The organism is Caldithrix abyssi DSM 13497 (assembly GCF_001886815.1).
GTDB lineage: Bacteria > Calditrichota > Calditrichia > Calditrichales > Calditrichaceae > Caldithrix > Caldithrix abyssi.
This window is the reverse complement of record NZ_CP018099.1, coordinates 2360370-2382169: the sequence shown is the minus strand read 5'-3', so window position 1 is coordinate 2382169 and position 21800 is coordinate 2360370. Positions and strand designations below refer to the sequence as shown.

12 protein-coding genes are annotated in these 21800 nt (G+C 42.0%); 11 read left to right on the top strand and 1 reads right to left on the bottom strand.

The genetic code is table 11. The features are described from left to right. Positions 1–198 precede the first annotated feature (198 nt). From Cabys_RS19790 to Cabys_RS09230, 6 genes are all read left to right on the top strand, one after another. A complete protein-coding gene (locus Cabys_RS19790) occupies positions 199–393 on the top strand; it encodes a hypothetical protein (RefSeq protein WP_150125328.1) in 195 nt (64 codons plus the stop codon). Between the two features lie 97 nt (positions 394–490). Next, positions 491–1762 carry an exo-beta-N-acetylmuramidase NamZ family protein gene (locus Cabys_RS09250; RefSeq protein WP_217183949.1) on the top strand — a complete coding sequence of 424 codons (1272 nt, stop codon included), beginning with the start codon at positions 491–493 and terminating at the stop codon, positions 1760–1762. Positions 1763–1777: 15 nt separating this feature from the next. Further along, the gene (locus Cabys_RS09245) at positions 1778–3340 is read left to right on the top strand and encodes a glycosyltransferase family 2 protein (RefSeq protein ID WP_006930069.1); all 1563 of its coding nucleotides are present in this window, start codon (positions 1778–1780) and stop codon (positions 3338–3340) included. Positions 3341–3357: 17 nt separating this feature from the next. Further along, positions 3358–4548, top strand: coding sequence for a hypothetical protein (locus Cabys_RS09240; RefSeq protein WP_006930068.1), 1191 nt, complete (start codon positions 3358–3360; stop codon positions 4546–4548). Positions 4549–4558: 10 nt separating this feature from the next. After that, the gene (locus Cabys_RS09235; RefSeq protein WP_006930067.1) at positions 4559–5908 is read left to right on the top strand and encodes a SpoIID/LytB domain-containing protein; all 1350 of its coding nucleotides are present in this window, start codon (positions 4559–4561) and stop codon (positions 5906–5908) included. A gap of 2 nt (positions 5909–5910) precedes the next feature. Beyond that, positions 5911–7794, top strand: a complete 1884-nt coding sequence (locus Cabys_RS09230; RefSeq protein WP_006930066.1) for an MFS transporter — start codon at positions 5911–5913, stop codon at positions 7792–7794. 52 nt (positions 7795–7846) lie between these two features. On the opposite strand, the gene Cabys_RS09225 is transcribed toward Cabys_RS09230, so the two are convergent. Then, complete coding sequence (locus Cabys_RS09225; RefSeq protein WP_006929874.1) at positions 7847–10105, bottom strand: IS4 family transposase; 2259 nt, start codon at positions 10103–10105, stop codon at positions 7847–7849. Positions 10106–10356: 251 nt separating this feature from the next. Between Cabys_RS09225 and Cabys_RS09220 the strand changes: the two genes are divergently transcribed. The 5 genes from Cabys_RS09220 (at position 10357) to Cabys_RS09200 (ending at position 21705) form a co-directional block, all read left to right on the top strand. Continuing rightward, entirely contained in the window at positions 10357–11964 is a 1608-nt protein-coding gene (locus Cabys_RS09220) for a lamin tail domain-containing protein (protein ID WP_006930065.1), read from the top strand. A gap of 513 nt (positions 11965–12477) precedes the next feature. After that, on the top strand, positions 12478–12813 hold the full coding sequence (gene yedF, locus Cabys_RS09215; RefSeq protein ID WP_006930064.1) for a sulfurtransferase-like selenium metabolism protein YedF: 336 nt from the start codon (positions 12478–12480) through the stop codon (positions 12811–12813). A 443-nt stretch (positions 12814–13256) separates the two neighbouring features. Next, positions 13257–16481 (top strand): helicase-related protein, encoded by a 3225-nt coding sequence (locus tag Cabys_RS09210; RefSeq protein ID WP_217183946.1) that lies wholly within the window; start codon positions 13257–13259, stop codon positions 16479–16481. After that, positions 16478–19867 carry an Eco57I restriction-modification methylase domain-containing protein gene (locus Cabys_RS09205; protein ID WP_006930062.1) on the top strand — a complete coding sequence of 1130 codons (3390 nt, stop codon included), beginning with the start codon at positions 16478–16480 and terminating at the stop codon, positions 19865–19867. Before Cabys_RS09210 ends, Cabys_RS09205 begins: the two co-directional genes overlap by 4 nt. Beyond that, positions 19867–21705: an ATP-binding protein gene (locus tag Cabys_RS09200; protein WP_006930061.1), complete on the top strand. Its 1839-nt coding sequence runs from the start codon at positions 19867–19869 to the stop codon at positions 21703–21705. Before Cabys_RS09205 ends, Cabys_RS09200 begins: the two co-directional genes overlap by 1 nt. The last annotated feature ends 95 nt before the right edge of the window (positions 21706–21800 follow it).

Here is a 21800-nt window from a genome sequence, read left to right as displayed (position 1 = left end):
ATTAAAACCAGCGCAGAATATAAGGCGATAAGTCGCAAATTGCAAAATACAATAAACCCAACGTAAAGAAAACTTTAATCGGTAAAAAAAGACATGCCGTTAGGTGCGTTAATGCCCTCTCCTATTTGCGCTTTGCCTTAGAATATTTTCTGCAAAAAATGTAATGCGTAAGACGAAAACTAAGCAAATCGATGGGGGATGAGTTTTAAAAACAGAACAACAATTTACGCACGCTTACATATTGAGATACAGTTCTATTTTTCCTTTTCGATATTTGCGTTCCCGTTTCAGCTGACGCTGGACAGAAAAGGTTGCGTGAAAAAGTCTTTGCGCGCTTTGTGGCTTCTTTGCGATCTTGGTGGTTCGTTTTTGGTTGCAGCTGTGCTGGCTTAGAATTCACTCTTCAGGAATGCAAAAATTCTTGTAATTTATGAAAGATATTCTTATCTTTTCAAAGTTTGTTTAGTTTCTTAATAAACTGTGGGCTTGAATGATGAAAAAATTGATTTTTTTATTTTTTGTGGGCGCCATTTTTATTTTTAGCGGCTGCCAGGCCAGGCTTACCAAAGGCGTAACCCCAAAGCGAGACGCTGAAAAAATCTCGCCCCAAAAAGTGATTTTAGGCATCGAGAATTTTTTAACCAATTATAAATCGCTGGTTAAGGGCAAACGCGTGGCTTTATTGACCAATCCCAGCGGGGTTGATTCCCGCTTAAAAAGCACGGCGGATATATTGTTTGAAGACAAAACAATCAATCTTACGGCTCTTTTTGGTCCGGAGCATGGCATTCGCGGCGCCATTTACGCCGGCGAACACGTAAAAAACGAAATCGATCCACATACAGGGTTGCCGGTTTTTAGTCTGTACGGCGCGCACAAAAAGCCCACTAAAAAGATGCTGGAAAACGTTGATGTTATTCTTGTTGATATTCAGGATATCGGGCTGCGAGGCTACACTTACATCTACACCATGGCGCTGGTCATGGAAGCGGCCGCCGAATCCGGCAAACAGGTTATTGTGCTGGATCGCCCCAATCCCATTGACGGCATTAGAATAGAAGGCAATTTAGTTGAAAAAGGTTTTGAATCTTTTGTAGGACTGTACCCCATCCCCTACCGGCATGGCATGACCATTGGCGAGCTGGCCCGGTATTTTAATCAGGAGTTCGATATTCACTGCGATCTGCAGGTTGTGCCCATGGTCGGCTGGACACGCGATATGCTATGGGATCAAACCGGGCTGTTGTGGGTGCCCACCTCGCCGCATGTTCCCCACTGGAAAACCATTCTCTACATGGGCGCCACGGGAACCATTGGCGAATTACGTACCATTTCCGAAGGCGTTGGCTACACCTCACCGTTCGAATTGGTTGGCGCGCCATGGATCGATGGCTATGATTTCGCCCGTGAGCTAAATGTGCTTAATTTACCGGGCGTAATTTTCAGACCACTCTACTTTAAACCCTATTACGCCTCTTACAAGGGAGAGGTCTGTCAGGGCGTACAATTACACATTACCAATCCGCACACTTTCAATTCGTATCAAACCGGATTGTATATTTTACAAACGCTGTTAAAGCTCTATCCGCAGCACGATCCGTTTAAGTTCGAAAATCGCGTTTCCATGTTCCAAAAAGTCATCGGCTGTAACTGGATCATTGAGGACTTGAAAGCCGGCCATAGCGTTTCAGAAATCGCTTTAAAATGGCAGGATGAGCTTGAACAATTTAAAATGAAAAGAGAAAAATATTTAATGTACTAAATTCAGGAGCGCTTCATGAAAAAAATCGATGTATCGGTTGTTTTACATCAGGAAGAACCACAACGTTTATTGCCCACGCTTGAAAGCATTTTTTCGCAGACCAATCATGACATTGAAATATTGTTAATCACCAGTAAGCCGCAGGCCCTGGATCAAAATGAAATGACATCGGGTAACCAAAACAACCTGCTGTTTAATCTGGTTGAAGTCAGCGAATCTCAGACACAGGGAGAGCAATTAAACGCGGCCATCGACAGGGCGCAGGGCAGGTACATCCTTTACATCAATAACCAGCAAAGCGAAATTCGCCTTAAACAAGCGGCCATCGATTTGCTATTGGAATCGGTAGTTCATCATAAAAATGCAGGTATGATCTACAGCGATTACGAGCTGGAAGAAGACGGACGTGTTACGGAATTGCATCTTTTAAAACACCATATTGGCCGGGTGCGCGACAATCAGGATTACGGACGCGTCTTTTTCTTTGTCAAAGAGGCCCTGCAGCAAATCGGGAAAGCCGATCCTCAATTAAAATTCAATACGCTTTACGATCTTCGCCTGCGACTTTCGGAAAAGTACGAACTGGTGCATATTGCCAATCGTTACAATGGTTCGCTCTACCGCGTTGTTTCCAGAGGAAAAAAACACAACGTATTCGACTATTTACTGGCCAGTAAAGAAAGCCAGTTAGAGGCGGAAAAGGTGATTACGGAACACCTGAAGCGCATTAACGCCTACCTGGCGCCCGGCGCTTTTTACACCGAACGCCCTGAACCGGCGAAAGACGCCACTTTAAAAGCTTCGGTGATCATTCCGGTTAATAATCGTCCTCAATTCATCGGAAGCGCCATCGAAAGCGTGCAGGCCCAGACCGTAAAAGAAGTGGAAGTTATTGTAGTGGTTAACGGTGGGCCGGATGATCCGACAGTAGAAGAAGTTAAACGTTACCAATCTGGCGGCGACAAGTACGATCCCGATAAACCTGAAGTTCGCCTGTTGGTTTACGATATCAATAATATTGGTTTTTGCCTGAATATGGGCGCCAGAATCGCTCGCGGCCAGTACTACGTGCAACTGGATTCCGACGATCGTTTAAAACCGGATGCCGTGGAAAAGATATTGGCCGTTTACGACAGCGATCCTAAAATTGGCATGGTGATCGGGTCTTACGAAGTATGGCAACTGGAAGACGACGGCCGATATTTTAGAATGGAAGATTTGCCGGTGGTTACACACGATGAATGGACCGAAGAGAACGGTCGCAACAACCTGCTGCGCATTAACGGCGCAGGCGCTCCGCGATCTTTACCCATCCCGTTAATTCGGGAGATCGGTTTTAGCATGAATGAAGAACCCTTTGCCCGCAACTACGGCGAAGACTACCACATGGTGCTGCAGGTCAGCGAACGCCACCGCATCGGCCGCGTGTGGGAAGCCATTTACGAGGTGGTTCGTCACTCCGGCGGAACCGATCACAACATCGATCAAATTACCATCGATCGCAACGACGAAGCCAAAGATTTTATGCGCGCCGAAGCCATTAAACGTCGCCAAAAACTGAACGCCGCCAGCAACTAAGCAGGAAAGGATGTAAATTGGATCAAAGGGATTTTATTCTAATTGGCATCGACGGCGGCGCGACCAAGGTCAGCGCCCGGGACGTACAGGTCGATCCGCAAAAAAAGGAATTTACCATGGGGCGCTGGAACGCGACCCGCTCTTATTCAGAATTGCCCGGATTTTTACCCGATTTCAAACCGGTTCCCGTTACCGACCAGTTAAAAGAACGCGATGCCGGTAAAATACGGATTACGCCGGAGGAAGAACAGCAGGGCGCGGTTTATGTGGAAGCCTGCGCGCTGGTCATTGAAGATATTGCCCGCCAATCCGGCCAAAACAAGGTTCTGTTTGGCCTTGGAATGCCAGGCCTTAAAACCGCCGACCTGCGCGGTATTGAGGTGGTGGCCAATGGCCCGCGCATTCCTGATTACGCTAACATGCTCGAAAAGCGCTTGAAGCTCTCCGGCATTGAATATGTTAAGCCTTTGCAGCGGATCGGCAGCGACGCGGATTACTGCGGAATCGGTGAAAACTATTCCAGCGAAGGACAATTTAAAAGTGTGACCAACGCTTACTATCTGGGCGGCGGCACCGGCGTGGCAGACGCTTTGAAATTAAAAGATCAACTCGTTCCTTTTGACCAAACCAAATCCTGGATGGCCAAAACGTGGGAATTAAAAACCGCTGACGGCCGATCGCTTGAACAGTTTGCCTCGGTGGGCGGCATGCAAAGGCTGTACGCCGAGATGAGCGGCAAATCAGTGGCCGAACTGAACGAACAGGGCGTTTATCCCTTGCAAATTGCTGAGCTGGCTTTAAAAAATGAAAGCCATGCTTTAAAAACCTTTGAGTTGATTGTTAAAAATCTGGCTGATTTGCTTTATGAACGGATCGTAACGCTCTACGCCGGCTGGAAAAACCTTTTTGGCTTTGTCAATCCCAACCGGCCGCCCCTGAGCGAAAAACATCCCTACCTGGGAGCCTTGCTGGAACGTGTTATTCTCGGCCAGCGGCTCGGAGAATTAATCCAATCAGAGGCCGGCAAGGTGATATTAAAAGCGCCGCTGGAAGAACGACTTAACATGTTGATTCAGCAGTCTCCCTTTCTGGATGACAGGGCCAAAAACCATTACGCCGATCCGGGAAAAATCCTGAGTGTTTCCAGGCTGCGCGAAGCGCCGGCCCTGGGCGCTGGTATTGACGCATATTTAATGTTCCAAAAATAAGGATCTTTTTATGTTGCAAAAAGGCGTTATTCCAGACAAAGAACCAACGATTAATGTGGGCATTGTTTTGCCGGAAGATAATTATACTTCCCTGGCGGTAACCACGCCGGAAGATGAAGATTATCAGGTTGAATTCTCTGGCAAAAACTTTTTACTGGGGCCCAAAAGCGAACTATTTTTTAAACTTCAAAGCAATGGCATTCTTTTCAAAATAAATGATCAGGACTACCTGGCGCCCAATGAAATACGCATCTATCCCGTTTTTAAATCGGATTCTTTAAAACCCGGCCAGGGACTAACCTTAAAAAATGTGGTGGCCGGACGGGGGTTCCACTGGAAAAAATACATTAATGTCATTCTGCCCGATGCCATCATTCTGCGCTTTCAAGAGAACAACCTGATCGTGATAAATGAACTGCCCATGGAAAAATATCTGATGTGTGTGGCCACTTCGGAGATGGGCCCAAAGTGTCCCATTGCCTTGCTGGAGGCACAAACCATTGCCGCGCGCTCCTGGCTGCTGGCCAATGTGGAGCAAAAGCATCGTCATCTAGGAATGGATGTTTGCAATGACGATTGCTGTCAACGCTATCAGGGCACAACCTTTTTGAGCGAACAATCCATTATGGCCACAGAAAATACGCGCGGACAGGTGCTGCTATTTCAGGATCAAATCTGCGATGCGCGTTATTCCAAAAGCTGCGGCGGAGTGATGGAAAGTTTTGAAACCATCTGGGGAGGCGATCCCCTTCCCTACTTTAAAGTTAAAGCCGACGCCGAAGAAGAACCGGCGGAATGGCAAAAACCGCTTTCCAACGAAGATAATTTCCGCAAATGGCTGAACAGTACGCCTAAAACCTTTTGTTCGCCGCATGTGGTGCCGGAAGACAGTTTGCACAATTACCTGGGCAAGGTTGACGAATCCGGCCACTACTTTCGCTGGGAGGTTACCATCGATCAAAAGACGCTGGTTAACAATTTGAATCGCCATTTTGCCTTAAATGCCAGCGCGGTCAAATCAATGACCGCTATTAAACGCGGCGGTTCCGGCAGGATCGGTAAGTTAGGCGTAAAGTATCTGGATTCTAACGGGCAGGAAAGAGAATTTATTCTGCAAAAAGAATATGATGTCCGGCTTGGCCTGCATCCTTCTTTTCTCTACAGTTCGGCCATCATCATAGAAGCGCAAAACGCGAACGCAGACGGCGTTCCCCAAACTTTTAAATATCGCGGCGCAGGCTGGGGCCACGGCGTTGGCCTGTGTCAGATCGGCGCCCTGGGCATGTCTTTAACCGGACATACTTCTCAAGAAATCGTAATGCATTATTACCCTGGCAGTCAGTTAAAAAGGATTTATTAGGAATGGCTTCTAATTCATCTAAAAAAGAGTCGCGCAATCCCTGGTTGTGGGTGCCTTCCATCTACTTTGCCGAAGGGATTCCTTACATTGTTGTGATGATGGTTTCGGTTATCATGTACAAGCGGCTTGGCGTTTCCAATACGGATATTGCGCTGTACACCAGCTGGCTTTATCTACCCTGGGTGATTAAACCGCTGTGGAGCCCCATTGTCGATTTGATTAAGACCAAGCGCTTCTGGATTCTGGCCATGCAGTTATTGATTGGCGCCGGGCTGGCAGGCGTTGGCCTGACCATTCCCCTGCCCAACTTTTTTAAATTTACACTGATCTTTTTCTGGCTGCTGGCTTTTAGCTCGGCAACTCATGATATTGCCGCCGACGGTTTTTACATGCTGGGCTTGACGCAGCGCCAGCAGGCCTGGTTTGTGGGCGTCAGAAGCACCTTTTATCGGTTTGCCATGATTACCGGACAGGGACTTTTGATTATCTTTGCCGGTTATCTGGAGAGCAATACCGGCCTGCAAAGCGTTCAATTGAACGTGCTGGCCGAGCCCGGTCAATCTACGGTTGAAATGGTCAATCCGGATTGCCTGACCATTGAGCCGCTGCAGGGAGAGTTACGCATTGTGCACTTCCCTGAAGACACTTTAATCGTTCCGACCACTCCTCTAAAAAAAGAAAAAGCGGATTCCATTCTAAGTTTTGTACGCCAATGGAATGTTGAACACGGCTTTGCCGTTCCCGACCAGCGTTTTGTGCATAAAAGTAAAAGCGAAAAATCGTGGTGGACCAATCACGTCTCTGAACCGCTGGGCAACTGGATCAAAGAAAATTTTGGCCACCACGCCGATCCGAGCCTCGAAAGCGACCTGACCGGCAATATTGGTTTGATTTATTTTTACCTTTCGAATAAGCCGGAAGCGGATCAGGAGGTGGTGATCAATTTCGGCCGTACTGCGGGCGATAAGAGTATTTTTCTGCTGGAAGGCAGCGCTTATGGCAGCCGCCTGATCTTTAATGAACAAAACTGGAACAAACCAGCCATTGCGGTAATCCAGTTAGACCCCAAATTAAAACACCGCTCCATGGCCACGTTTACGGCAACAGCCGGCAACATTCCTCTGGCCTGGTCGCTCACCTTTTTGTTAATGGCTGCGCTCTTTATTGCCTTTTTCATCTACCATAAAATGATTTTACCTTTTCCGGCCAGCGATCAACCCGGAGCAACCGAGGGGCTGGCTAATATTTTACGCGAATTTATCGCCACGTTCGTTGAATTTTTCAAAAAAGAACGCATCGGTTTAATCATCGCCTTTTTGCTGCTTTACCGGCTTGGCGAATCGCAGCTGGTGAAGTTGGCCTCTCCCTTTCTGTTAGACGCTCAGGAAGCCGGAGGGCTGGCTCTGACCACGGGCCAGGTGGGTTTTGTTTATGGTACGGTGGGCATTCTGGCTTTGACTCTTGGCGGTTTGTTGGGCGGATTTTTAGCCGCCAGACACGGGTTAAAATTCTGGCTGTGGCCCATGGCAATTGCCATCAATTTACCCGATGCGGTGTACATCTATCTTTCCGCCGCCCAGCCAGATAGCCTTTTTATCATCAACGTTTGCGTGGCCATTGAACAGTTTGGCTACGGCTTTGGCTTTACGGCCTACATGCTGTACATGATTTACGCCTCGCAGGGTCGGCATAAAACAGCCCATTTTGCCATCACCACCGGTTTTATGGCCCTGGGCATGATGATACCGGGCATGTTCTCCGGCTGGATTCAGGAGCTGATCGGTTATCATAACTTTTTCATCTGGGTGATGATCGCCACCATCCCCGGTTTTCTGATTTTACCGTTCATTCCACTGGACAAAGATTTCGGCAAAAAGAATGTGTGAGCAATACCCCTCCCCTCTAACCCTGACCTTTACCCACACATAGCACCGTGGGTTATGGGCCGTCTCGGCTTGAAGTAAAAATAATATACATCTCGGTTGCCGTATCCAATCGCTGTATTCCTCGCCAGAGCGTTACTGTGCCAGGCTCGCCATCACTCTTTCTGCCTAAATGGCCTCCGATCTGACCTACCATACGGATGGCTTCTCGTAAACTCATCGGCTCCTCCGGCGCTATGGGCGTCTTATGCACATAGCAATACAACGCTTTCCATTCCTCTTCTTTGAAAAATACGCTCGCCGGCGAATCCGGTATTTCACGACCTAACATGGTCATATGATAAATGCGCCAGGCTACAACCATATCCACGGCTAAGGCCGTCTCTAAACGATCCGCACTGCCTAATTGACGATCTTTTATGCGGCAGCCGCTCTTGAGCGTTCGATGATATATCTCGATACCCCAACGACGAGTGTACCACTGCACTCGTTGATAGGCATCAGTAAAATTCTCTACCGACACCGTGGTCAATAACATCCACTCTATTGGACTCTTAATATCAGCTGGCGGATCGACCTCTCGGATATAAACAGCCCACACCTTAATGGGCTTAGAGGACGAAAATCGTTTCGGCGGTTCTAAGTCTATCGACGAATAACGCAAGGACATCTTGGCCTCACGAGCCCTGATATTGCCCCTACGAGGAACATGAATTTGAAATTGACCGCGCTCTTCTTGACTGGACATGTAATCCCACAGATCAATTCCGGCCACTTTGCGATTGCGGCGCTTGCCCACGCGTACCAAAAGTCCTGCCTTGCTATCTTTCCTTTGAGCCTCATGAAATAATTCGTAGATATCCGCCTCTCGATCGCCCACGCTTACGATAAGCGTCTCCGGACATAACTTAGCGATCTCGTTGACCCGGCGATAACTACGTAACCATTTCATACTCTCTTTTTGCTCAATGGGTAATTCCTTCCGACGACGCGTCTTGCCTCGATCCTTCGGATCACGAGCCCATACCTGGGCATCCAATACGCCTAACGGCGTGCCATCCTCACTAAAGGCCAATGTATCATGTAAAATCAAGCCAATGCTCTGGTGATCTATATGGCTTGTCGGCCCCAAGTCTTTGGTCATGGGATGCGTGCTGTAGTCTAAAATGGTCGTGTCCTGAGGCGCTAAAACCACCTTGTGTTCTTTTATGCGATCTATCGTCGCCTCGGTATGTGCATCTAAAATAATATCCATGGTTACCTTCTCGTTTTGAAAAAATCGATAGGCGCCCATCGTGCGCGCCTTACCACCACAGGCCTCCGGAATGTTGGCCTGCGGCTTGTTGTAAAAGTCATCCGCTATGGCGTACAAACGCTGTTTGAGACGATTGTCATATAAGCGAATGCTGCCAAATTCCCGCTCCGCCCAATTCGATGAGTCTTTGATTAATCGTCCTTGGCCTAAACCGTCCGCACTCTCCTGACACAAAATCTTTCGCCAGTTCCTTTGCAATGGATAAAGAAATACCTTTTTGGCGATACCGTCACGACGACCGCTGGTATTTCCTACATAAAGCCAGTTGGAAGCCAGGTAACCGATGCCTTTGAAAACACTAGAATCCACATAACTTTCCACCAAAACCGGGCGATAACCATAACGACTCTCCCAATCGGTTCCAATACGCTGCAAGGCTTTACTCAACAGAAATGAAGCCAGATTCTTGACCTTAACCGTAGGTACGATCAAAAAACGATCATTACTGATCACATACTGGATATTCTCCCTTCGCGCCTTTTCGCTCCAGCCAATATAGGCATCCCTGGCTCGTAATTTATAAGTCGCTGAACTAAAGCCTAAAGCGCCAATATAGCCATACTTCTCGCTTTTTACAATATAGCGAATCTGAGCGCCACAAAGTTTTGCGCTTTTAAGGTAATGGAAATTCTCTATTAACTGAAACCATGCGCGCGAATCCTTGCTGTAGCGGCTTTTGATCGGCTCGATTACAATTTCGCCTAAAACCGATAAATGGCCTTCAATGGAGGCGATTGGAACATCAAGCTTACGCTTTTTCTTTTTTTCAAAAGCATAGCTTTTTTTTCGTTCTGGTAATTTGATTAAACCGCGCCGATCCAGCTCTAATAAGGCTTTACGGCAGCTCATCTCCTGGAATTTCCCATTGGGAGATTTCCAGTCCATCAGTTCGCATACCTCTCGTGATAATTTCCTACGAGATATCTGCGGCTGCCGGGCAATGATCGCATTAATACGTTTTAATATTGGTTCGCTAAAAATTTTCCCATATATTTGCATGTAGAAAATTTAACAAATTATTCCCCCTGTGTCAAGTGTGTGCCAGGTCCAGCCTCTAACCAGAGATAAAGGTCTGGCGGATATCTTGCCGCCGGGCCTTTTTATTCCATTAAAAAATGGACATTTTCCTTAACGCCTGCCGAATAAAGTGATATTTGTCTTTTTTTTGACGAGCATTATTATGTAGATTTAAACTTGTTTTTAATTAAAAGTAAGTTCTATTTTTTGGATTAAAAACTGAAGAGGATACAATGAAACTGAGATTTAACGGACTTTTACTGCTGCTTTTGCTGAGCATTGCCGGCTTATTTGCCCAGGAAAGTATTTTCCCCAGCCTCACCGGTCAGGAATTAATTGACAGCCTGCGCTTTTATTACAAACCGGCAACCGTTTTAAGCTATGATGAAGCCAGGGATGTCATGTTTTCAGAGATTGACAATTACAACGATAGCGTAAGCTGCGTGTACTCAAGCTACACCATTTACATCGACCCCACGCAGGATCCCAGCACCGACGCCTACACCAAGGGCATGAATACCGAACACACCTGGCCGCAAAGCTATGGAACAGATACGGGAAACGCCAACAGTGATTTACACCATCTCTTCCCCTGCCGGGAACAGGTAAACTCTTCCCGCAGCAACGATCCTTTTAAAGATATTCCCGATCAGGACACCGACAAATGGTGGCGCAAAGATTATTATTTAACCGTCATCCCGGATGCCTACATTGACGAATACAGCGAGAAAGATTACGACGGTTGGTTTGAACCGCGCGAAGACCACAAGGGAAACGCCGCCCGGGCCATCTTTTACATCTACACCATGTACAAGGAACAATTAGACACCAGTTTTTTTGAACTTCAGAAATATACCTTACGACGTTGGCACAATATCGACACGGTTGACGCCCGTGAACGGGAGCGTAACGAAAGAATTGCGCCCTATCAGGACAATAAGAAGAATCCTTTTATTCTGGATTCCACCCTGGTGCGCCGCGCCTATTTTGAAGAATCCTCTGATACCACCGGCGGTGGCGGAGGCGGCAGTACGGCCCAGCCTGGCGATATCGTTATTACCGAAATCATGCAAAATCCCGACGCCGTTTATGATTCCAATGGCGAATGGTTCGAAATTTACAACGCCAGCGATCAGGCCATCGATTTAAACGGCTGGACGATCAAAGACATGGATTCCGATATTCACACCATCGGCCAGAGCGTGGTTATTCAACCGGGAGAATACCTGGTTCTGGGACGCAATGCAGATATCAATACCAATGGCGGCGTTGATGTGGCCTATCAATATTCCGGCATTGACCTGGCCAACAGCGCGGACGAAATCGTCCTGATTGCCGCCGATGGAACCACCGAAATCGATCGTGTGGAATACGACGGCGGCCCCAACTGGCCCGATCCCACCGGCGCTTCCATGTATTTTTCCGGCGAAATGAATCAGGACAACAATGATCCTTCTCTGTGGAGCGTTTCGCAACTTCCGTGGGATGGCTCGGCCGGAGACCTGGGCTCGCCCGGCTCCGGAAATACGGTTTCCGGATTAACTTCCGATGTGCAAACGCCCGACCAATGGCAGGTCAAAATTTTCCCCAATCCCTTTAATCCGTCCACACAGATCAAATTCGATTTACCGCAGGCAGGGGAAGTGACCATCGAAATTTTTGATATTCATGGTAAAAAGGTACGAACTTTGATTCGTAATCGCCACCTGAACGCCATGAGCTGGTCTTTTACCTGGGACGGCTTAAACGATTTCGGCAGGCAGGCGGCTTCTGGCATCTATTTTGTTCAAATACGGACATGGGAACAGGTTTTAACGAAACGGGCTTTACTTTTGCGTTGATCTTTCATGAGCTGATACGAAGTTGCGGAATGGACGAGATTTAACTTCAACAAAAAAGTTGATTTTTTTACAGAAATTGCTGGCGAAGCATTTCTTGGCATACTTTATTCATAATATCTGATGCTTTAGCGTGCGAAGATTTTTGTGTTGCAGAAGTGGTTGCTTTATAACCCGATCTTTCATTCCCAATCCCGATTTATCGGGCAAAGGCTAATTTTTCCGTTAAAAATCTTTTGATACTTTTATCGTTCCTCGATATATTCTATGTGATTAATGTAGCAAAATTAATTTGTAGGCCATCATTGCAGAGGCGAATTAGGTAGCAATGCGAGATTACTGTAAAACCTGATTTTACAGAAACAATTGCTAAACATAAAAATGGATAATATGTGGCCAAAAACGATCAGGAAACCTCCCTGACAAAAATGTCAATTATTGAAAGGGCCATCTGGACGAATTGTTCATTGGCGGCCTTAAGGTAATGCTCAACATTTAGAAAGGAGATAAAAAAAAATGATTTTTTTGTACCTTAATTCGGATAAAATGGGCGACGGTGATCCTGAACTGGGCAAAAAATTACTGAAGTCATTTTTAAGTGAGCTATTAGCTTCAAACACCAAAATAGATTTTGTAGGATGTGTAAATTCTGGGATAAACTTAACGATAGAAGGTAGTGATGTACTGGAGATTTTTAAAGAATTTGAAAAGAGAGGAACAAAAATAGCTACCTGCGGGACATGTTTAAAACATTACGGAAAGACAGAAAAGCTTTTGATCGGTCAGATTGGCACGATGAAAATGACTGTAGAAATAATGACGAAAGCGGACAAGGTAATCAGGGTAAATTAAATCGCAATAAGTACTTTTGATCCGATGATCACAGTAAAGCGCTGTTAAAAAGCTTTCTTTCATAAACCGGATTTTGCTACATTGTTTTGCCGGTGGAAAGGAGGAATAAGTCAGGCTTGAAAAACAGGCAGAATAATTGTAATTTGTGAAAATTGTAAAACCTTATTTAAAGAAACTCACTGTGAAGGATAAAAAAATAAATAGTATTATATTTTAATAGAAAAATTGTTGATTATGCTAGATAATTATGATGATAATTACATACGCCATTACATGATGAATGTTAATATTTTTAAATTTTATAAATTGCTTGATGTCGTAATTAATCATAATTTTTAATTTTAAATAATTTATAGAAAGGTTCCTATACTTTGTCTACAAAATTCTTCACAAATACCAACGAGCGAAATCTATTTGATAAGTTTAAAGGTATTATTGAAAATATGAAAGACCTCTATGCATTCTATGCAGTGGTAGGTTACTTTCGTTCATCCGGTTATTTTGCGTTACAACCTTATTTAAAAGATATAAAAGAAATTAAAATACTAGTTGGCATTAACGTTGACCAAATGTTTGCAGAAGCACAACGCAAAGGCTTGCTTTATTTTGGCGACGATGATAAAACCAAACATGAATTTTTGAACTGGTTTATTCAGGATATCAAAGAAGCCAAATATTCCGAAGAAGTTGAAGAAGGTATTTTAAAATTTGTTAATGATTTAATTGAAGGTAGGATTGAAGTTAGGGCACACAACTCTAAATCGCTTCATGCTAAGTTTTATCTCTTCCTTCCGGAAAATCATTCCGAGCATTCTGACGGATGGATTATAATGGGCTCATCAAATCTTACCGAAGCGGGACTCGGCATAAAGAAGACGCCTAATTATGAACTTAATGTTGCCTTAAAAGATTTTGATGATGTTGATTTTGGAAAAAATGAATTTTTTGAGCTCTGGAAGAATTCAACGCCTATCCTTCCAGCCGATATTCAGAAGTTTAAACAAAAAACGCATATCGGACAAAAGTTTACGCCATTAGAATTATACCTAAAATTACTCATTGAGTATTTCGGTAAACATATTGATTATGACCCCGATACTGTCGGCGATCTTCCTAAAAATTATAAAAAGCTCAGTTACCAGATTGACGCTGTCAACCAGGGATTTCAGATGCTTCTTGAACACAACGGCTTCTTCTTAGCCGATGTAGTTGGTCTGGGGAAAACGGTTGTTGCGGCTATGATTGCCAAAAGATTTCTTATAGCAAACGGCTCTTTAAATACAAAAATACTTGTAGTTTATCCCCCCGCATTAGAAAAAAACTGGAAAACGACTTTTCGCTATTTTGGCATTGATCGTCATACAAAGTTTATCACCAATGGCCGATTAGATAAATTGATAGATGGAAAAGACCTTAATTATTGGCCAAAAGAAGATTACGATCTGGTTTTGGTTGATGAAGCCCACCGTTACCGAAACCACACATCTCAAATGTTCGCAAATTTGCAACGAATTTGTAAAGCGCCACGCAATGGCGAAGGTCTTATCCCGGGCACTAAGAAAAAGGTAATTCTGATTTCCGCTACACCATTAAATAACCGCCCGCAAGATTTGTATTATCAACTATTGTTGTTTCAGGACGCGCGCAGAAGCACTTTGGCTGTAACAAATTTGCAAAACTTTTTTGGCCCGATTATTAGAGAGTATCGGGAAATTATCAGGCAAGATGAACCCGATATTCAAAGAATACGTGAATTATACACAATTATCCGTGAAAAACTCATCGCGCAAATTACGGTTCGAAGAACTCGAAAAGATTTGCAAAACTACCCGAAATATATTGAAGATATGAAGCAGCAAGGGATTATTTTCCCCGAAATAGCGCCACCCCGACCAAAGCTGTATCAAATGGATACAAAACTGAGTAAACTGTTTTATCATACTATTTTCTATTTAACGGATGATGATAAAATCAACTTTTTGCGTTATCAGGCCATCCGCTTTCTAAATGAAGATTTAAGAGAAATGTATTATGATCAAGCCGTATTGGTGTCTAAATCATTGGCCGGGATTATTAAAACGCTTATGGTTAAACGGCTTGAAAGCAGCTTCCATGCTTTTCGCATCTCTTTGAATAATTTAACCAAAGCAACTAAACGCATGATTGATATGTTCGATAATGGTAAAATCTTCATTGCACCGGATTTAAATGTAAATGATTTAATGGAAAAAGGTGTTAGCCTTGAAGATATCGAACAAATGATTATCGAAATAAGCGTCGAAAATCCGCGAAATAATATTTTTTCACCTGAAGATTTTAATCCTGAATTTTTGGATGGCCTGAAAAAAGATTATGAATTATTACAAGAACTCGTATCCGAATGGGAAAAGGTTAAACACGACCCTAAATTAGAGACCTTTTTTCAGGTTCTGGAAGAAGAACTGTTGCAACCGGAAATAAATCCTTCCGGCAAGTTGGTTATTTTTACCGAAAGTACGGATACCGCCAATTATCTGGCAGAAAAAATTGAAGAAAAGCTAAACATCAAAGTTTTAAATATATCATCAGAAAATCGTAGAAGACTGTTTGAAATCATTCAGCAAAACTTTGACGCCAATTATCCCGGTGACTTTAAGGATGATTACAAAATTCTCATCTCAACCGATGTTTTGGCGGAAGGAATAAATTTACACCGGGCAAATGTAATCGTTAATTACGATACGCCCTGGAATGCCACCCGCCTGATGCAACGTATCGGACGCGTTAACCGTATCGGCAGTACGGCCGGTATTATTTATAATTATAATTTCTATCCGTCGCAGCAAGGCGATGAAGAAATTAATTTATACAATAACGCCTTGGTCAAACTTCAGGGCTTTCATACCGCCTTTGGCGAAGACGCCCAAATTTTTACCCATGAAGAACTGGTTGAACAATTTGAACTTTTCAAAGAAGGCTTGCCGGATGACGAAGACAAGAGGCTGAAATACTTGCGTTTCATCCGCGAATTCAAGTATTCTAATCCCAAAGAGTTTAAGCGCATCAAACAATTCCCTTTAAAAGCCCGCACGGCCCGCAAGAATAAACAGGCTAAAAGAGAAGAAGTTAAAAATGCAACGGTAGTTTTCTTAAAATCACCTTACAAAATGGAGTTTTATTTAATCAATGATGATTCCATTGAAAACTTAACCTTTTTGGAAGCCGCTGAAATTTTTGAAGCTCTTTCGGGCGAACCGGGATTTGAATTGCCTAAAGTACATTATGATCATGTACAGAAAGCATTGGATACTTTTGAAAAAGATTTTTTTAGTTCAAGTTCTGAAAAAGTAACCACCAGTGAAAAAGCGGATGTTATCTCTGCGCAGGCTAAAAAATTTCTACGCTACATGAAAAGTATAAGCAAAAATGAAAATGTAAAAACGATTTGTCAAAATCTCATTGAGCTTATCGATAAAGGCACCTATACTCCTTTACCGAATGAAATTCGGAAAATACGCCAGAAACTGGACAAACGGCAATTAACTTATGCTCAGGCAGATAATCTTTTGCTGTTAATAGCAAAAAAATATGATGCGTTTGAAATCAATGATTCAGACGAACAAAATCTGCAAGAATTGGATTTAAATATTTCACCGGAAATCGTAATTACGGAAACATTTATACCATGATGACTAAGCAGAAATTACAGCAAGTTTTATCGGCACCATTTAATTTAGACGCTTGGCGAACGGTTTTATTTGAAGTATTCGGCGCAAAACAATTTCACCAACAACCCCAGCCCATTCTTTTGCCTTCCAACAATAAAGCGGATTCCGCCTTTGAGCTGGGAAGTTTTCATACGGCGGATGATCGCCTGATCGGTTTGTACCAGGTAAACGTGCTTCCCAATGTTTGGCTGGAACGCAACAAGGTCGGTTTGCGCGAACTTTTGCGTCATGTTTACAAGTATGACGTAGATGGCGCGTTAATCGTTTTTGTGCAAAATGATAAATGGCGCTTATCATTTGTATCCGAAATCAGGGCTTTAGATGAAGACGGAAATCCGGCAACGGTAACCACAGAACCTAAGCGATACACCTATTTACTGGGCAAAGATGAAAAAACCAAAACACCGGTTGACCGGCTTTATTCTTTAGCCGGCAAACCGATAACGCTGGAAGATATCCGCAATGCCTTTAGTGTTGAAGCGCTGAATGAAGAATTTTACAAAATTGTCGCCCGTCATTTTTATCAGTTGGTGGGCGCCACGGCCGGAAAAGGTAAAAAAGTAGTAAAGTATGAAAGACTTTTACAATTACCTGATATTGATCCTACCAAAAATGATTCAGATAAGATTTACCAGGAATTTGCAGTACGTCTAATTGGTCGCATCATATTTTCCTGGTTTCTTAAGATGAAAAAATCGGATTCCGGTATTCCATTATTGCCAGAAGAGCTTTTATCCAGCCAGGCGGTTAAGAAAAATAAAAATTATTATCACACAATTCTGGAAAGACTCTTTTTCCAGATTCTTAATACCCCCATTGATCAAAGAGTGAATAATTTGCCGCAAGGCAGCGAAATGATACCCTTCCTGAATGGCGGTCTGTTTGAACCCCATCCCGATGATTTTTACCAACCGCATCCGGTTACCGGTTTAAACCAAAATTTAAACACGCTGAAAATACCCGATGAATGGTTTTTGGAATTTTTTCAGGAACTGGAAAAATACAATTTTACCATTGACGAAAATTCCGTGGTGGATATTGAAGTAAGCGTTGACCCGGAAATGCTGGGCCGCATCTTTGAGAATCTGTTGGCGGAAATCGATCCGGACAGCGGCGAAACGGCGCGAAAGGCGACCGGCAGCTATTACACGCCCCGCGAAATTGTGGATTATATGGCAACGGAAAGCTTGCTCTATTATCTGAATAATAAATCCGGCATCGAAATAGACCGGTTAAGACCCATCTTCAAAATGGATGAGAGCGTCTCTTTTCGGCAGGATGAAAAAGAAAAAATATTGGACGCCCTGGATAAATTAACCGTGTTGGACCCCGCCTGCGGTTCCGGCGCCTTTCCCATTGGCGTGATGCAAAAAATCGTTATGGCTTTGCAAAAGCTGGATCCGAATGCATCGTGGTGGAAGGAACGCCAAATTAGCCGCATAGATAATCCCATTCTTAAAAAGCAGATTAAAGAAAAACTGGATACGGCAACGGTTGAATACGCCCGCAAATTAGGCATCATTCAAAACTCTTTATTCGGCGTGGATATCCAGCCCATCGCCGCGGAAATTTCCAAACTGCGTTGTTTTTTAACCTTGATTGTGGACGAAAACATCGATGAAAACAAACCGAACCGCGGCGTGGAACCGCTGCCCAACCTGGAATTTAAATTTGTAACCGCCAATACACTAATTGGTTTGCCCAAAGAGAGCGCCCAGGGGCATCTGTTTGATAACCACGATGAATTAAAAGAGTTGAAAAAATTACGCAAGTTATACTTACAAAGCTGGGGGCGGGAAAAGGAAGAAATAAAAACAAAATTTTTAAGCATCCAGAATAAAATATTCAAACAACAACTCAGGTCTTACACAGGAACAGATTCCCGCGCCTATATGCTTAGCAGTTGGAATCCCTTTGACCATTCCAAAACCGATTGGTTTGATTCGGAATGGATGCTTGGTACAAAGAATTTTGATATAGTTATTGGGAATCCGCCTTATGTTGATTCTGAAAAAATGACAAAAATAAATAAAGAATATAGGGATTACTTAAAACTTAATTATTTATTGGCAAAAGGTAATTGGGATTTGTTTATCATATTTATAGAGCGTGGAATCGAATTACTAAAGTATAAAGGAATTTTTTCATTTATTGTACCAAATAAATTAATTGGTGCTAAATATGCAAAAGATGCAAGATTATTTTTAAATTCCTTGTCATTAATAGAAATAAGGGATTATTCTAGAATTAATGTTTTCAGGAATACAGATGTTTATCCAATAACTATACTTTTGGCAAAAAATAAGATTACGCCATCTCAAAATACGATATTTATAAAAATAAAAGATGGTTATAAAATTCAAAGTAGGATAAACATAAAATTGTTTGAAAGAAAAAATGATATTTTTTGGGACAAATATTTTCTTGATTCAAAATTATTCAATTTATTAATAAATATTAATAAGCATAAAAAATTAGAAATGTATAATAATTTATCTATAACCGCATCTGCTACAGTTTCAGAAGCGTACCAGATTAAAAATGTAATTATCGATAAAAAAGAACTTAACAATAGTTTCTATTTTATAAATACTGGCACAATAGACCCATATATTTCATTGTGGGGGAAAAAACATACTCAATACATTAAAAGAAAATATCAATATCCTAGAATCAAGCATCAAGATTTGATAAATATTAATAAAGCTAGATTTATCCAATCAAAATCAACTAAAATTATTATAGCAGGTATGTCTATTTCTATTGAAGCTTTTTTTGATGAAAATGGTTCATACTATGCTGGAAAATCTACAACCATTGTTATAGGGAATAGAGATTTTCTTTGTTTCATAACTGCCATACTTAATTCTAGGTTAATTAATTTTTATATCAGTAATAATTATCTATCTCTAAAAATGGCAGGAGGATACTTAAATATTAATACGGATATAATTAAATCAATTCCAATTCCAGAAACAAATATAAATATAATTAAATTGTTTGTTAATTTAGTCAATTATATTGTTTTTATATATTCTTTAGAAAATATAAAAATAAATACCCATGTTCCTAATTCGCATATAGCAATAATAATCAAGGAAGTCATAGATGCGATGGTAGTAGAAGTATATTTTAAAGATGAACTAAAAAAAGCCGGTATAGAATTTATAAAATGTATAGATGATAATTTTCCGCCCATTGAAGGCTTAAGCGAAGAAGAAAAAATAAAAACCATTCGAAGCGTCTATCAAAAGTTGCGTCAAAAAGACAACGAGATTATGAATAACCTTAAACTGATGGATATCCGCCTGGCGGATTTAATCGGGCCTATTAAAGCGGTTGGCTAATGCAGCGCATCAACAAACTTATACTCAAAAACTTCAAATTCTTTTACGGCGAAGTGTCGCTCAATTTTGAGAGCAAGAACATTTTGCTCTACGGCGAAAACGGAAGCGGCAAAAGCTGCATCTATTGGGCTATTTATACTTTTCTTCAGAGCATCTTTAAATCAAAAAACACCGAAATTTCTAAATACTTTGATTCATCCAAACCAGAGAACCTAATTAATCATTTTGCTATTAATGATGATAGTTTCATTAAAGTGCAATTCAAATCAGATGACGGCACATTAACGGAAAAGACGATTTCCAAAGATGTTATCAATACCAAAGCAGGCACTCTGGTAAAAGAAGCTGCCTTTGCCAGCGATTTAATGAACTATAAAATTCTTTCCAGAATGCACAATTTCCGCAACAGTCAGGAAATCGAATGGTTTTCACTTTTTGAAAGCGAAGTATTGCCCTTCATTAGTTTTAGAAAACCCTTTGTTCATTATGATGGAACGACCGGTAATAACAACGCCGCCGATTGGTGGACTTATCTTTTAAAAAACAAGCCGGATAATTATTACAAATATTCAAAAGAATATAATACATTTCAGAAAATGGTATCAAAATTTAATAGCGAGTTCACATTTTTCTTGAACAGTATTACGGAAACATCCAATGAAATCCTAAATAATTATTTTAAGAAACCCTATAGGATCAAATTTGATTACAATCGATGTATTTATGGAAGACCCGGCGATAGGAAAGGATACCGTATTTTAACAAAGCCAATTTTAAAAATTGTTGTTGAATATCAAAATGATTATTTTGACGAAGGCCATACCCGTATAAGAAAACCACATATATTTTTAAATGAAGCAAAACTCACGGCTATTGCGCTATCCGTGCGCTTCGCCGTTCTGAAGGCAAAATATCTTTCTGCTGCGCCTAAAATTCTGGTTTTGGACGACCTTTTAATCAGTCTGGACATGAGTAACCGGGACGTGGTTTTGGATTATATTCTCACCGAATTTTCCGATTACCAAATAATCATCATGACCCATGACCGTCATTTTTATGAATTGACAAAACACAAAATTAAGAAACTGAATCAATCCGAAAAATGGAAGCAATTGGAACTTTATGAATACGAAAAGGATGGCATACCGCAGCCAATCGTTATTGAATCCAAGAGCTTTTTGCATAAGGCAAAAAAATACTTTTACCAAAAAGAATATGAAGCGGCCGGTAATTTTCTACGTAAAGAAGCGGAAAATTTCTGTGCAGAATTTTTGCCCAAAAGATTGCAATTGTCAAAGGACTATACAGAATTAAACCTGGATGGAAAAATTCAAAAATGTATTGAGTATGCCCAAAAAAGTGGTCTGGATGTAACTTTGTTCAAAAACTTAGATAGCCACCGTAAATTTATTTTTAATCCGCTAAGCCACAGCAGTTATGACGTTCCAAAATTTAATTCCGAGATTGCATCTTGCATCAAAACTCTTGAAGATTTACGGGAAATTAAATTTAAAACAGTGCTAAAACATGGTGACAAATTAGAATTTGAATTAACCGACGCAAACAGCTCGGATAGATATAAATTTGAAATCATCATTCATGACGAGTTTAAATTAATCAAAATGCCTGGTTCAGAAAGTGTGCTTGGCGCTGGAATGATTAACTATTATGTGCATAAAAATGGCAATAAAGGTTTTTTGCAACACAGTTATGAATCTTTGCAAAAAATGTATGATTCCTATTATGAAAAATCGGATAAATTCAAAAGCGCAGATTTCTGGGAAGAAATTATAATTCAAAAAACTGGTGAGAAATTGAACTTCGTGAGAAAATTCTAGCGGAAACTAAAAAATACCCTTCGATATGGCCGCCATTTAATAAATGGCTCGAAGGCTCACATTTAACGTAGTGTAATTCTGTCCATATACGCTAA

What these genes read in the sequence shown, in the direction of transcription:
- Cabys_RS09210 (WP_217183946.1), top strand. Translation starts at nt 13,257, where the DNA reads ATGAAAGACCTCTATGCATTCTATGCAGTGGTAGGTTACTTTCGTTCA.
- Cabys_RS09220 (WP_006930065.1), top strand. Translation starts at nt 10,357, where the DNA reads ATGAAACTGAGATTTAACGGACTTTTACTGCTGCTTTTGCTGAGCATT.
- yedF (WP_006930064.1), top strand. Translation starts at nt 12,478, where the DNA reads ATGATTTTTTTGTACCTTAATTCGGATAAAATGGGCGACGGTGATCCT.
- Cabys_RS09225 (WP_006929874.1), bottom strand. Translation starts at nt 10,105, where the DNA reads ATGCAAATATATGGGAAAATTTTTAGCGAACCAATATTAAAACGTATT.
- Cabys_RS09245 (WP_006930069.1), top strand. Translation starts at nt 1,778, where the DNA reads ATGAAAAAAATCGATGTATCGGTTGTTTTACATCAGGAAGAACCACAA.
- Cabys_RS09235 (WP_006930067.1), top strand. Translation starts at nt 4,559, where the DNA reads ATGTTGCAAAAAGGCGTTATTCCAGACAAAGAACCAACGATTAATGTG.
- Cabys_RS19790 (WP_150125328.1), top strand. Translation starts at nt 199, where the DNA reads ATGAGTTTTAAAAACAGAACAACAATTTACGCACGCTTACATATTGAG.
- Cabys_RS09200 (WP_006930061.1), top strand. Translation starts at nt 19,867, where the DNA reads ATGCAGCGCATCAACAAACTTATACTCAAAAACTTCAAATTCTTTTAC.
- Cabys_RS09205 (WP_006930062.1), top strand. Translation starts at nt 16,478, where the DNA reads ATGATGACTAAGCAGAAATTACAGCAAGTTTTATCGGCACCATTTAAT.
- Cabys_RS09250 (WP_217183949.1), top strand. Translation starts at nt 491, where the DNA reads ATGATGAAAAAATTGATTTTTTTATTTTTTGTGGGCGCCATTTTTATT.
- Cabys_RS09230 (WP_006930066.1), top strand. Translation starts at nt 5,911, where the DNA reads ATGGCTTCTAATTCATCTAAAAAAGAGTCGCGCAATCCCTGGTTGTGG.